This window comes from Actinomycetospora callitridis, assembly GCF_028737265.1.
Classification (GTDB): domain Bacteria; phylum Actinomycetota; class Actinomycetes; order Mycobacteriales; family Pseudonocardiaceae; genus Actinomycetospora; species Actinomycetospora callitridis.
Window position 1 is genome coordinate 259534 of record NZ_JAQZAK010000006.1, and the last position, 13110, is coordinate 272643.

The window sequence follows — 13110 nt, forward strand, 5'->3', positions numbered from 1 at the left end:
GGGCCAGGATGACGGGGTGACCGCACCCTGGGTCCTCGACGAGGACGACGCGCTGGAACTGCTCGCCTACCTCGTGACCGCGGCGCGGACCCAGGTGGACGAGGCGGCCGAGTACGGGCCGATGCGCCTGCTGACCGCCGCGCACCGCCTGGCCGAGGCGATGGGTCCGCGCTCCTCGGCGGCGACGGCCGAGGCGCTGGCCGGGCCGTTGGCGGACATGCCCCTGCTGGCCGTGCCGCGCGAGCGCACCGAGTACGTCGAGCAGCTCGACGCCACCTGCCGGTCGCTGGCCGCGCACCTCAGCGCGCGGTACGGGGCCGAGACGTGACCGACCCCGTCCTCGACGCCATCCGGCGCCGCCGGGTCACGCGGGCGATGACCGACGAGCCGGTGGAGCGCGCCTACGTCGAGACGATCCTCGACGCCGCCCGCTGGGCGCCGACGGCCGGCAACCGGCACCTCCAGCGCTACGTCGCCACGACCCACCCGGGCACGCTGCGGGTGCTGCGCATGGTGTCGCCCGGCATGATCCCCCGCCCGCCGGCGGCGATCGTGATCTGCGTGGACCGCGGGCTCTCCGAGCGGTACGGCTTCCGGCCCGAGGCGCCCGGACCGTGGATCGACGTCGGCACCGCGACGGCGACGATCCTGCTCGCGGCCCAGGCGGTCGGTCTGGGCGCGGCGCCGGTGAGCTCATTCAGCCACGCCGCGGTCGCGGAGGCGCTCGCCCTGCCCGAGGGGTGGGACCCGGTGTTGATCGTCTGCCTCGGCCACCCCGCTCCCGAGCAGCCGCGACCGATCAGCCCGAACCGGAGGCTGACCTGGCGCGACCTCACGCAGTGGGTGCCCGGAGACGTCTAAGGCACCGCCACCGCGCGCGACACCACCACGACGTCACTCTCGTTCCCACGGGCCTGCCGCAGCTCCGGTGGGCGGGGGGTGAAGCCCGGGACGGCGCCGAGGCCGAGGGTCTGGTCGTCGACGCGCAGCGCCACGGGTCCGGGGATCGCGACGTCCACCACGACGCCCTCGCGCCCGACGTCGTCGAGGCGCAGATCCAGCGGGCCGGGACCGGGGTCCACCGCCACCGGCGGGCGGCCGGGAAAGAGCACGGTGATCGGCCCGCCGCGCTCGCTCCGCAGGAACATCGTCGGCGCGCCACGGGGCGAGCTCAGCAGCAGGCGCACGCCGGCGGGCGTGCGCTCGAGCACGGTGGCGACCGGGCCGGGGAGGGGCAGCGGCGGCGCGGATCCGGTGCCCACGGGCGCGTCGCCGGGCCAGGCGGCCAGAGGAGCACGCGCGCTCCCCGCGTAGCTCCGGATCCAGGGCGCCGGGGCCTCGTCGGCCGTCACCCACCGGGCATCGCCCCGGTCGGCGTCGACGACGTAGGCGAGGCTGCTGCCGTACGGGGTGCGGGCGTCGGGCCGGTCGAGGAAGAGGCCCCCGGCGGCGAGGATCAGCACCCAGACGACCGCGAGGATCGGCAGCGCGTAGCCGCGGACCGCGCCGGGCTGCGGCAGCGCGGACAGCGCAGCCCCGATCGGCACGCCGACCAGCACGAACACCGCGACGGACAGCCCGTCGGAGATCCCCGCGATGTCGAAGGACGCCACGGCGAAGGGGATCAGCAGCGCCACGAGGGGGACCGCGCCGAGCACGAGGAACGGCACCGCCAGCCAGAGCCGCTCCCCCACCAGCAGGACGACCGTCAGCCCCAGCGCGAGGCCCGCGACCGGCCAGGCGAGCAGGAACACCGAGCTGGGCGCCGCCACCGCCAGTGCGGCGGAGAGCAGCGCGAGCACGAGCAGGGCGCCCGCGCACAGGGCCGCGCCTCCGGGCCGTCGCCGCAGCAGGCTCACCGCGAGCGTCGTCACCGCGAACGCGAGCACCCCGGCCGCGATCTCGTAGAACGTGGGCCGGCCGAGGAACGGGCCGGTGTCGGCGTAGGCGGGGCGGATCCAGACGAGCGCCGCCCAGAAGCCGATGCCCGCCGCGACGGCGACCGCGAGCGAGACGAGGTACGTCAGAGCGCCCCCGAGGACGCCTCCGATCGTCGCCTTCCGTCGGACGCGGGCGACGACGATCAGCACGACGACCAGGAGCAGCGCCAGCCCGGCGACCGCCCAGGCCCAGATGCTGTCGTAGGTGACGAGGTGGCCGAGCACGATGAAGTAGGTGCGGTCGCCGACGACCGGCGCGCCGGAGGCCGCGGGGTCCAGGGGCGCGAGGTCCCGCGCCCCCAGAGCCCGCGTCAGCGCGAGGGCGTTGCCGCCGTGGTTCTGCACCGAGGCGCGGCTGAGGTTCGCGGGCACGTCGCCGGGGGTGTGGTACTCGTACGGCCGCTCGATGAACGCCGCGTTCATGCCGGGCCGGCCCGCGTCGAGGACGGGCGAGAGATCGGTGTCGTTGGGCAGGAAGCGGTAGACCTCGACCGCCGACGAGTCACCCCGCGGGTGGGGCACACTCGCGGCCCACGCGTCGATCAGCCCGGAGTTGCCCCGGGAGGTCTCGAACATCAGCGACGGGCCCTCGACGCCCCGGGCCTCCCAGTTGAGGACGACGGTGGGGCGATCGGGAGCCAGCTGCTCCCGCACCCACGCCCGCGCCCCGTGCAGCCCGGCCTCCTCGCCGTCGGTGAGCACGACGGTGACGTCGTTGCGCAGCGGCGGGCCTGCGCGCAACGCCCGCACGGTCTCGAGGATCGCCGCCACACCCGACATGTCGTCGGCCGCGCCGGGCCCGGCGGCGACCGAGTCGTAGTGGGCCATGAGGACGACGGCGCCGGTCGGGTCCGTCCCGGGCACGGTGGCGACGACGTTCTCGACGCGCGCGGCCCGCGCCTGCCCCTCCTCGGCGGCGAGCGAGGCCGTCGCGTCGACCCGCGGCGCCAACCCCTCGGCCCGCAGGCGCCCGACCAGCGCGTCCCGGGCCGCGTCGGACGCCGGGCTGCCGATCGGACGGGGCTCGCGGGCGAGCTGGTCGACCACGGAGACGGCCCGGTCGGCGCTGAAGTCGGCGGGCGGGGCCGAGGCGGGCGCCGGGTCGGGCGGGCGCTCGAGGAGCACGGCGTAGACGCCGATCACCGCGAGCAGCACCACGGCCAGGAGGCGACCCCACACGGCGAGCACCGTGCCGTACCCGGGGAGTACTCGCCAGCGATGAGCAACAAGATCGGCCGTCCGGCCGTGGCGTGATCGACGTGGTGTGGGTCACGGTGGGGGGGACAACGTTGTCGAACGCGAAGGAGCCGCGAGCATGGGACAGCTCGACGGGAAGGTCGCCTTCATCACCGGGGCAGCGCGGGGGCAGGGACGCAGCCACGCGCTGCGGCTCGCGCGGGAGGGCGCCGACATCATCGGCATCGATCTCTGCGAGCAGGTCGGCACCGTGCAGTACGCGATGTCGACGCCCGAGGACCTCGCTCAGACCGCCAAGGAGGTCGAGGACCTCGACCGCCGGATCGTCACGCGCCAGGCCGACGTGCGCGACAAGCGCGGCCTGCAGGAGGCGTTCGACGCCGGGGTCGCGGAGCTCGGCCGGGTCGACATCATCCTGGCCAACGCGGGCATCGCGAACCAGGTCGGCGGCGAGCCCGAGGACGAGGAGCGCGGCTGGCAGGACGTCATCGACATCAACCTCACCGGCGTCTACAACACGGTGCGGGTCGCGGCGCCGCGCATGATCGAACAGGGCGACGGCGGGGCGATCGTGCTGACGAGCTCCACCCAGGGCCTGTCCGGACGCGGCGGCGACGGTGGCGGGGCGATGAGCGGTTACGCGGCCGCCAAGCACGGCGTCGTCGGCCTGATGCGGACGTTCGCACACTGGCTCGCGCCGCACAGCATCCGCGTCAACACCGTGCACCCGACCGGCGTGAACACGCCGATGGTCGTGAACCCGCAGCTCGAGGCGTGGATGGCAGCGAACCCCGAGAAGGGCGACGCGCTGGCCAACCTCCTGCCGGTCGAGATGGTGGAGGCCGTCGACATCTCCAACGCGATCCTCTACCTGGTCAGCGACGCCGGGCGCTACGTCAGCGGCGTGACCCTGCCGGTCGACGCGGGGTTCAGCGTCAAGTGACGGAACTGGATCGCCTGCCCGACGTCCGGGAGAAGGTCGCCGCGCGGGTGGTCGGCCGGGAGCGGGAGCTCGACCTGCTCCTGGCCGCCGTCGCGGCCGGGCGCGACGTGCTGCTCGAGGGCCCGCCGGGGACGTCGAAGTCGACGATCCTCTCGGCGATCACCGCGGAGTGGGACGTGCCGCTGGTGTTCGTCGAGGGGAACGCCGACCTCACCCCGACCCGGCTGGTGGGCCACCACAGCCCGGCGCGGGTGCTGCGCGAGGACTACTCGGCCGACACGTTCGTGCCCGGGCCCCTGCTCGACGCGATGCGCTCGGGCGGCTTCCTCTACGTCGAGGAGTTCAACCGCGCGCCGGAGGACACGCTCAACACCCTGCTCACGGCGATGGCCGAGCGCCGGATCGCGGTGCCGCGCGTCGGCACCGTCGAGGCCCTGCCGTCGTTCCGGGTCGTCGCGACGATGAACCCCTACGACACGATCGGCACCACGCGGCTCTCGACGTCGGTGAGCGACCGGCTGTGCCGCCTCGCCGTCGGCTACCAGGACGCGGCCGCCGAGCGGGCGATCGTCGCGGCCCGCACCGACCTGGAGCAGCCGCAGCTGATCGCCGACGCGGTGGCCCTCACCCGGGCCACCCGCGAGCACGAGGCGATCCGGCAGGGCAGCAGTGTGCGCGGGGCGATCGACCTCGCGCTCGTGGTCGACCGCCTGACCCGGCTGCGCGGTGACACCGACGCGTACCCGGACCTCGTCCTCGACGGGATGCTGCTCGCGCTCTCGGGGCGCATCCACCTCGACGAGGTCGTGGAGGCGACGCCGGAGGACGTGCTGCGCTCCATCTGGGAGTCGTACTTCGTGCTCGACCCGGCGCGCGCCGAGCCGGGTTGAAAGCAGGTCGCGGCCGAGGGCCCGGTCACCCGACGGGCGAGGCGGTCGTTGCGCCGGAGACCGAAGCAGCTCAGCGAGGAGCCGGCGCTCTACGAGCGGGGCGGCGCGGGCGGTGGGCTCGTGCTCTCCGACGGGACCCGTCGCCGGCGTCGTCGCGACCGCTCGGCCGGCGGTCCGACCGCGCCCGGCGCGTCCGACGAGCCCGCCGAGGTGGTGCCGCTGGAGGAGCTGGGTGACCGTCCCGGGGACGCCGTCGCCCGGGAGCGCCTGCGGCGGATCGCCCGCCGGCTCGCCCTGCGCCGGCCCCACGAGGCGGACGCGACGGGCACGGCCGGCGAGCTCGTCAGCGCGCGGTGGCACGGCGCGGGCGACGACCTCGACCTGGACGGCACGCTCGAGGTGCTCGCCGCGAACCCGATGCCCACCGACGAGGACCTGATCGTCCGCGAGCGTCGTCGCAGCGCGCGGACGGTGGTGCTCGCCGTCGACGTCTCGGGGTCGATGACCGGCGAGCGCGCGCTGACCGCGGCCGCCACCGTCGGCGCCCTGGCGGGCGAGCTGGGCCGCGACCGGCTCGCGGTGCTCGCGTTCTGGTCCGACGCCGCGGTGCTCGTGCGCCCCGGCGAGCGCGTCGCCCCGCTCGCGGTGCTCGACCTGCTGCTGCGCGTGCCCACCCGCGGGCTGACCAACGTCGCCTTCGCCCTCACCACCGCGGCGCGGATGGTCGGCGGGACGCGCGACGCGCGGGTGCTGCTGCTCTCCGACGCCGTGCACAACGCGGGCCCCGATCCGCGCGGCATCGCCGCCCGGCTGCCGCGCCTCGACGTGCTGCTCGACGTCTCGGGCGAGCGCGACGTCGAGCTGGGCCGCGACCTCGCGCGCGCCGGCCGGGGCCGCTGCCGGTCCGTGCGCGATCACACCGACGTGGCGCCCGCCCTGACGAGGATCTTCACGGCCTGACGGTGCTCCTGCGGCCCACGATGGACGCTTCGATTTCCGAAGCGTTCACGGCTTCTCGGCCGCCACGGCGCCGGGCCGGTACGTGAGCACCGCTGCGGCCACCACGACCGGCCACACCGACTGGACCAGCATCACGATGCGCTGCGACGTGCCGTACCAGGTGCCGCCGGTGATCAGCTGCATCGTGAACCAGGCCACGAGGACGGCCAGCACGACGACGACCAGCGCGGACCCCCGCCGCAGCCACAGCGGTACCGACGGCGAGAACGCGAGCCCCAGCGGCCAGAGCGAGTAGGCCAGCCACGCCAGGCCGGCGGCCACCATGTGCACCGCGGAGTAGCCGCCGACCGGCTGCGGGTTCAGCGCCGCGACGAGCAGCATCACCCCGGCCGTGCCGAGGAGCACCCAGGCGGCCGAGGGGACCCGCGGACGCAGACCGACCGCGACGAGCACGTGCAGCACCGCGGCGACGCCGAGGGTGGCCGCCATGATCCACCGGCTGGTCGCGGCGAGACCGGAGAGCGCGCTCAGCGACTGGTTCCACGGGTCGGGCCCGGGCCACGCGGACTGCGCGGCTCCGAGGCCGACGACGAGCACCGCCGGCGCGAGCACGGCGAGCGCGAGCGTCGTCCACCCGGCGCCGCCCCACGCCCGGCCCACGGGCCCGCGCCACGACGCGACCGCGACCCGGACCGGCCACACCGTCTGCACCAGGAGGATCGCGCGCTCGGCGGCACCGAGCCACGTGCCGTCGGTCCAGGCCTGCGCGCAGAGCCACACCAGGGCCGCCGCCATGAGCGCGAGCGCGACGACCGAGTCCCGTCGCAGGCCGGGGTCGAGGCCGCGGTCGGCGGCGAGCGGGATCGTCCAGGCGATGAAAGAGAGCAGGCCGGTGACCGTCGCCGTCATGTGGATCGTCGAGCTGCCGTGCGCGGGCTGGGCGGCCAGGGCGGCGACGACCACGGCCGCGCCACCGAGACCCAGGAGCAGGCGTGCCGGGCGCGGGACGTGGCGCAACCCGAGGGCCACGACCAGGTAGATCACGCCCATGGCGGCCAGGACCGTGGCCATGATCCACCGGTCGGTCGCCCCCCGGCCGGCGAGCGTGCTGACCGTCTGGCCGACCGCGTCGTAGCTCCCCGGCGGCTGCACGGACTCCGCGACCAGCCCGCCGACGACCAGCAGGAGGGGCGCCGTGGCGGCCAGCGCCACCACGACCGGCCCCCGCAGGCGCTCGCGAGGAGCGTCCGTGGTCATCACTGACATCGCTGGGAGCCCCTTCTGCTCGTGTCGACGCGGCGGCTACCCCATGATCTCGTGGCGGCACACCCCGCGCTGCAGGGTCACCCCTCCGGCGCACGGGGTCCGGGACGAGGAGCCGTGTCCTCGGGACACGGTCTACCGGCCCAGGGTCGCGCTCGGCGTCTCGCCGAAGCGGGCGCGGTACTCGGCGGCGAAGCGTCCGGCGTGGGCGAAGCCGTGGCGGTGGGCGACGTCGGCCACCGTCGTGGCGGCGCCCGGGTCGAGGGCGAGGAGGTCCGCGCGCACGGCGTCGAGGCGCCGTCGCCGCAGGTAGGTGACCGGCCCGACCCCGAACTCGGCGTGGAAGATCGTGCGCAGCGTGCGTTCGCTGACCCCGGTGAGCCGGGCGAGCTCGGGTGCCGTCGGCGGGCACGCGGGGTCCTCGGCGGCGCGGTCGAGGACGCGGCGCACGACCGTCGACGACGCAGGCGGGGCGGGCGCGCGCAGGGCCTCGCTGAACGAGTGCGGGTGGCCGAGCAGCAGCGTCGTGCACACCAGGGTCTTGAGCGACGACCACACCCGCGCCGGCGGTCCCTCGGCGCCGGCGGCGGCGCACGTGCTGCGGACCAGCTCGGCGGGCCCGCCGAGGGCGCCGCGGACCCGGGGCGCCTCGAGGTCGAAGGCCACCGGCCGCTCGGGCGCGCGTCCGAGCAGCGTCGCGAGCTCGCGCTCGAGGTCGTCCCGGGCGATCTTGAGGACGAGCAGCTCGAGGCCCGGGTCCCACTGCATCGTCAGCGGCCCGGACGACGAGAACACCGCGCCGGTCGTCCGGTCGGCACGCACGCGCATGCCCCGGTGCTCGGCGCGGAAGCCGCCGCGCGACGGCAGGTGCACGGTGGCGAAGTCGTCGAGGGGGTGCGAGCGGATCTCGACCTCGGCGCCGTAGGAGAACCTCAGCAGGCCCAGCCCGTCGCCGCCCACCCAGCCGACGTCGGCGCGGAACGGGGCACCGCGGCGGTCGACCGTCATCCGGTGCCCGGTCATCAGCTTCTCGGTGCGCTCGTGGGCGTCCTCGGGGTCGTCGGTGCGGAACCCGCCCCGCAGCACTGCCGCCACAAGTGCACCTCCCTTCGCGCAGTGACCCAGACCACTGGGACGGCGAGCGGGTGTCAAGGGCCGCCGGAAGAGGACGTCCCTCGCCGGAAGCGGCTACCGATCGGCGCGACCCGCTCCTACGTTCGCGACCACCGCTGAACCACGAGGACGTGACGCCGGTGTCGAACGAGACCGTCATCCCGCTCGGCGAGTACGCCGACGGCGACTTCTACCCGGGCTACGAGCCGCGCCTGGAGTCCCGGCCGTTCCTCGCCGAACCGCTGGCGCCGTTCACCCGCGACGACGAGTCGCGGTTCTGGATGCGCGACTCGCAGCACTTCTCGGAGGGCATCACCCCGGCGAGCATGGGCCTGCTCGAGGACGCCCAGACCTGGGGCACGCAGTACGGCGCCGAGATCGTCGGGATCCCGCCGACCGCCGGGATGGTCAACCGCATCGCCGGCGTGCACGTCTACCTCGGCCAGTGCCCGATCACCTCGCCGTGGCAGATCGGTGCGCGCGCCGAGCGCTTCGGCGCCTTCGCCGGGCCCCGCCTCGCCGACTTCGCGACCTACTGGGCGGGCTACCGCGCCGAGCTCGAGGCCGCGTACGCGCACTTCGACGGGCTCGACGTCGACGCCTTGTCGCTGGACGAGCTGCACGACGCCTTGAAGGACGCCCACGCCTTCCACCGCCGCGGGTGGGGCGTGCACTTCGAGGTGATGTACCTGCTCGCGGCCAACTACGTCGGCTTCTTCCAGCTCGCCTCCGACCTCGGGCTCGACACCGGGCAGATCGCGCAGTGGCTCGCCGGCGAGGAGACGTCGTACCTGCACACCGACGCCGAGCTCTGGCGCCTCGCCGGGCGGGCCCGCGAGCTGGACGTCGCCGTCGCCCTCACCGAGCCCACCGTCGAGGCCGTCCGCGCGGCGCTCGACGCGGCGCCACAGGGCGCGACGTGGTGGGCGGAGTTCGAGGCGTTCCTCGCCGTGTGGGGCCAGCGCACCGACGAGACCGCGACGATGGACCGGCCGTCGTGGGCCGAGCACCCGGCCACTCCGCTGGCGTCGATCCGGGAGTTCCTCACCCGGCCCGAGGGCCACGACTTCGCCGCCGCCCGCCGGGACGTGCTCGCCGAGCGGGACCGGCTCGTCGACGAGGCCCGCGCGACCCTCACCGAGGAGGGGCGGGTGGCCTTCGACCAGGCCCTGGCCTCCAACCGGTCCGCGAACTTCGTCTGGTGGAACGAGGAGCACAACTTCCTCATCGACCGGCGCATCCACCTGCCGGTGCGCCGGCTGACGCTGGCCGTCGCCGACCGCCTCGTCGCCGAGGGGCGCCTCGGCGCGCGCGAGGACGTGTTCTTCCTCTTCCGCCACGAGCTGCTCGACATGCTCGGTGGCGGCGGCCCCTCGGACGTCCCGGCGCTCGTCGTCGCCCGCCGCGACTACTACGACCACTGGTCGGCCCGGGGCAGCGAGCTGCCGCCCGTCGTCGGGAGCGTCCCGGACGCGGTCCACGACCCGATCATGACCGAGCTCTTCGGGCTGACCCCCGAGTACTTCGCCACGATCAAGGCGCAGGGCACGGCCAAGTCGCTGAGCGGCTTCGCGGCCGGGCGCGGCACCGTCGTCGGCACCGCCCGCGTGGTGCGCGCGGCACAGGACATCGACCAGGTGCGCGACGGCGACGTCCTGGTCTGCGGCGGCACCACCACCGAGTGGACGCCGGTGTTCGGGCTGGTGGTCGGGTGCGTCACCGACACCGGTGGCACCCTGAGCCACACCGCGATCATCGCCCGCGAGTACGGCATCCCGTGCGTCGTGGGGACCGGCGTCGCCACGTCGACGATCAGCACCGGCGACCGGGTGCGCATCGACGGCGACCGCGGCGTGGTGGAGGTGCTGGCGTGACGGATCTCGATCTCGAAGCGCTCGATCTGGAGGCTCTCGCCGGCACCGCCGAGCGTGCCGCCCGGGCCGGTGGCGCGGTGCTGCTCGAGTACCAGGACCGCGTCCTGGAGGTGACGCTCAAGGACGAGCGCGTCGACGTGAGCTCCTCGGCCGACCTCGCCGCGCAGGAGGCGGTGCTCGCCGCGATCGCGGCCGAGCGCCCCGACGACGTGGTGGTCGGCGAGGAGTCGCCGTCGGACACGGGTGTGGCGTCCGAGGGCCTGGTCTGGTGGGTCGACCCGCTCGACGGCTCCCGCGCCTACATCGACGGCTTCCCGTGGTTCGCGACGGCCGTGGCGATCACCGTGGGGGGCGAGCCGGTGGTCGCCGCGGTGTACGACCCGTTGCGCGACGAGCTCTACCGCGCGGTCCGTGGCGGTGGGGCGACGTGCAACGGGCGTCCGCTGCGGGTGGCGGTGGCCGAGAAGGTCGCCGAGGTGGTCGTCATCGTCCAGGCGCAGTCGTCCGACCCGGTCGTGATCGCCGAGTTCGCCCGGCTGATGCGGGCGATGCTCACGGTGTCGGCCGGCGTGCGCTTCCCCGGCGCCCCGGCGCTCGTGATGGCCCACATCGCCGCCGGTCACCTCGGCGCTTACGTCGAGCGCGACATGAACCCCTGGGACGTCGCGGGCGGGCGCCTGCTCATCGAGGAGGCCGGCGGGCGCGTGACCGACTTCGAGGGCCGGACCCGGGACGCGTCGTCGCGCCACGACGTCGTCGCCAGCAACGGCGCGGTGCACGACGAGCTCGTCGCCGCGACCGGCATGCAGTTCGAGGAGGGCGGATGACCGTCAACACGGAGCTGGCCGTCACCACGACGGGCGGCTGGGCGCGCCCGGGCTGGTGGGACGTCGTCGAGCCCGCGGAGGCCGCCGGGCGCTTCGGGCCCGACGACGAGAAGGAGCTGTACGACGACTACTGCCGCCTGGCGATCTCCGACCAGGAGCGCTGCGGGCTCGACATCGTCACCGACGGCGAGCACCGCAGACGCGGCTGGATCGAGAACATCACCGCCGCGCTGCCGGGCCTGGTCCTGCAGCCCGCGCCACGACGGCTCGGCGCGCTGGGCTACGACATGCTCGACGTCTGGAAGGTCACCCAGCCCCTCGACGAGCTCACGTGGATGTGGGACTTCGTCGGCGAGTACCGCTTCCTGCGCGCGGCCACCGACCGGCGCCCCCGCGTCGGCATGCCCGGGCCCTACGGGATGACCACGGAGCTCGATTTCCGCGACGTCTACCCGTCGCGCAAGGCGTGCGCGGAGGCGCTCGTCCCGGCGCTGCGCGGGCACATCCGCGAGCTGCTCGACGCCGGCTGCGACTACATCCAGCTCGAGGAACCCATCACCCCGGCCGTCGCCGACGACGACCGGAGCCCGGCGTCGATGGTCGAGATCATCAACAAGGTGGTCGACGGCTTCGACGACTGCACCTTCACCGTGCACATCTGCTTCGGCTCGTTCCGGCGCCTGCCCTACGCCAAGCGGACCTACCGGTGGCTCTTCCCGACGCTGCTCGACGCGAACGTCCACGGCTTCAGCCTGGAGTTCGGCGGGCGGGAGATGGCCGAGATCGACCTCGTCGGCCAGTGGGATCCGGGCCGCATCCTCTCGGCGGGCCTCGTCGACATCAAGACGCACTACGCCGAGACCCCAGACGACCTGATCGAACGTCTGCACACCTGCCTGAAGTACCGGAACCCGGACGCCCTGGAGATCTCCACCGACTGCGGGCTGCGGCGCGTGCCACGCAACCTCGCGATGGCCAAGATGACGGCCGCCGCGGAGGCGGCGAGGAGGGTGCGTCGCGATGGGTGACGTCTCCTGGCGTGCCGAGACGGTCGGCAGCCTCCTGCGCCCGGCCGAGCTGCGGGACGCCATGCTCGCCGGGACGTCCGATCTCCGGGCGCTGCAGGACCGGGCGGTGCTGGATGCGCTGGCCCTGCAGCGGAAGGTCGGGTTGCCGGTCGTCAACGACGGCGAGATGCGGCGGCGGATCTGGCACGGCCCCGTGCTCGACATCGCCGACGGCTTCGACCCCGAGGGCTTCACGCGCACCTGGACCGCGCCCGACGGCCGGACCGCCTCGCACACCTCGCCGGTGGTGACGTCGCGCCTCACCGAGCGCGGGAGCCTCGTCGACGTCGAGGCGACGTTCGTGCTCGCGCACGCCGACCGGCCCGTCAAGGTCACGCTGCCGGTGCCGACCAACTTCCTGAGCTACTGGACCCCGGGCGTCTCCGACCAGGCCTACGCCGACCCGCAGGAGTTCCTCGACGACCTGGTCGCGATCCTCCAGCGCCAGGCCCGCGCCCTGGTCGACGCCGGCGTGCGCTACCTGCAGCTCGACGCCCCGAAGTACACGTTCCTCGACAACCGGCTGATGTTCCCGGACCCCGCGCACTGGGCCGACCAGCTCGCCACGCACGTCCGCACCGACCGGCGCGTGTTCGACGGGCTGCCCGACGATGTGGTGACCGGCATCCACATCTGCCGAGGCAACTACCGCAGCATGTTCGAGAGCACGGTGCCCTACGACGAGATGGGCGAAGTGCTGTTCTCCGAGGCCCGCTACGACCGGCTGCTGCTCGAGTACGACGACGCCCGCGCCGGCGGCTTCGACGCCCTGCGCCACGTGCGGCCCGAGAGCACCGTCGTCCTCGGCCTCGTCACCACCAAGCACCCCGAGCTCGAGGACGTCGACGACCTGCGCCGGCGGATCGACGCGGCGGCGGAGCACCTGCCCCTCGACCGTCTGGCCCTGAGCCCCCAGTGCGGCTTCGCCAGCACCTGGGAGGGCAACGAGCTCTCCGCCGACGACCAGCGACGCAAGCTGGAGACCGTCGTACGCACCGCGGACCTCGTCTGGCCGTAGACCCGGCGGGGCGCCGAA

General features: G+C 74.5%; 12 protein-coding genes. 9 read left to right on the top strand and 3 right to left on the bottom strand.

All coding sequences use genetic code 11. The features are described from left to right. Positions 1-16: 16 nt before the first annotated feature. Together PH191_RS20175 and PH191_RS20180 are read left to right on the top strand one after the other, a co-directional pair. Positions 17-328, top strand: a complete 312-nt coding sequence (locus PH191_RS20175) for a DUF6092 family protein (protein WP_274196412.1) — start codon at positions 17-19, stop codon at positions 326-328. Continuing rightward, positions 325-861, top strand: a complete 537-nt coding sequence (locus tag PH191_RS20180; RefSeq protein WP_274196413.1) for a nitroreductase family protein — start codon at positions 325-327, stop codon at positions 859-861. The genes PH191_RS20175 and PH191_RS20180 overlap by 4 nt, the downstream gene beginning before the upstream one ends. Here PH191_RS20180 and PH191_RS20185 read toward each other — a convergent pair. Beyond that, a complete protein-coding gene (locus PH191_RS20185; RefSeq protein WP_274196414.1) occupies positions 858-3119 on the bottom strand; it encodes a M20/M25/M40 family metallo-hydrolase in 2262 nt (753 codons plus the stop codon). The genes PH191_RS20180 and PH191_RS20185 overlap by 4 nt on opposite strands. A 136-nt stretch (positions 3120-3255) precedes the next feature. Here PH191_RS20185 and PH191_RS20190 point away from each other — a divergent pair, with 136 nt between their 5' ends. The 3 genes from PH191_RS20190 to PH191_RS20200 are packed head-to-tail and all read left to right on the top strand — an operon-like array spanning position 3256 to position 5930. Then, the gene (locus tag PH191_RS20190; protein WP_274196415.1) at positions 3256-4080 is read left to right on the top strand and encodes a mycofactocin-coupled SDR family oxidoreductase; all 825 of its coding nucleotides are present in this window, start codon (positions 3256-3258) and stop codon (positions 4078-4080) included. After that, positions 4077-4970 (top strand): AAA family ATPase, encoded by an 894-nt coding sequence (locus PH191_RS20195; protein ID WP_274196416.1) that lies wholly within the window; start codon positions 4077-4079, stop codon positions 4968-4970. Before PH191_RS20190 ends, PH191_RS20195 begins: the two co-directional genes overlap by 4 nt. A gap of 48 nt (positions 4971-5018) precedes the next feature. After that, on the top strand, positions 5019-5930 hold the full coding sequence (locus PH191_RS20200; protein ID WP_274196417.1) for a vWA domain-containing protein: 912 nt from the start codon (positions 5019-5021) through the stop codon (positions 5928-5930). Positions 5931-5975: 45 nt separating this feature from the next. Here PH191_RS20200 and PH191_RS20205 read toward each other — a convergent pair whose 3' ends face one another. Together PH191_RS20205 and PH191_RS20210 are read right to left on the bottom strand one after the other, a co-directional pair. Continuing rightward, positions 5976-7187 (bottom strand): DUF998 domain-containing protein, encoded by a 1212-nt coding sequence (locus tag PH191_RS20205; protein WP_274196418.1) that lies wholly within the window; start codon positions 7185-7187, stop codon positions 5976-5978. A 141-nt stretch (positions 7188-7328) separates the two neighbouring features. Further along, positions 7329-8288 carry an AraC family transcriptional regulator gene (locus tag PH191_RS20210; protein ID WP_274196419.1) on the bottom strand — a complete coding sequence of 320 codons (960 nt, stop codon included), beginning with the start codon at positions 8286-8288 and terminating at the stop codon, positions 7329-7331. Between the two features lie 158 nt (positions 8289-8446). Here PH191_RS20210 and PH191_RS20215 point away from each other — a divergent pair, with 158 nt between their 5' ends. From PH191_RS20215 to PH191_RS20230, 4 genes are read left to right on the top strand one after another with little or no spacing between them, the layout of a single operon-like run. Further along, complete coding sequence (locus PH191_RS20215) at positions 8447-10180, top strand: PEP-utilizing enzyme (protein WP_274196420.1); 1734 nt, start codon at positions 8447-8449, stop codon at positions 10178-10180. After that, on the top strand, positions 10177-11007 hold the full coding sequence (locus PH191_RS20220) for an inositol monophosphatase family protein (RefSeq protein ID WP_274196421.1): 831 nt from the start codon (positions 10177-10179) through the stop codon (positions 11005-11007). Before PH191_RS20215 ends, PH191_RS20220 begins: the two co-directional genes overlap by 4 nt. Further along, complete coding sequence (locus PH191_RS20225; RefSeq protein WP_274196422.1) at positions 11004-12035, top strand: cobalamin-independent methionine synthase II family protein; 1032 nt, start codon at positions 11004-11006, stop codon at positions 12033-12035. The genes PH191_RS20220 and PH191_RS20225 overlap by 4 nt, the downstream gene beginning before the upstream one ends. Beyond that, the gene (locus PH191_RS20230; RefSeq protein ID WP_274196423.1) at positions 12028-13092 is read left to right on the top strand and encodes a cobalamin-independent methionine synthase II family protein; all 1065 of its coding nucleotides are present in this window, start codon (positions 12028-12030) and stop codon (positions 13090-13092) included. The genes PH191_RS20225 and PH191_RS20230 overlap by 8 nt, the downstream gene beginning before the upstream one ends. Positions 13093-13110 lie beyond the last annotated feature (18 nt).

What these genes read in the sequence shown, in the direction of transcription:
- PH191_RS20190 (WP_274196415.1), top strand. Translation starts at nt 3,256, where the DNA reads ATGGGACAGCTCGACGGGAAGGTCGCCTTCATCACCGGGGCAGCGCGG.
- PH191_RS20205 (WP_274196418.1), bottom strand. Translation starts at nt 7,187, where the DNA reads ATGACCACGGACGCTCCTCGCGAGCGCCTGCGGGGGCCGGTCGTGGTG.
- PH191_RS20225 (WP_274196422.1), top strand. Translation starts at nt 11,004, where the DNA reads ATGACCGTCAACACGGAGCTGGCCGTCACCACGACGGGCGGCTGGGCG.
- PH191_RS20230 (WP_274196423.1), top strand. Translation starts at nt 12,028, where the DNA reads ATGGGTGACGTCTCCTGGCGTGCCGAGACGGTCGGCAGCCTCCTGCGC.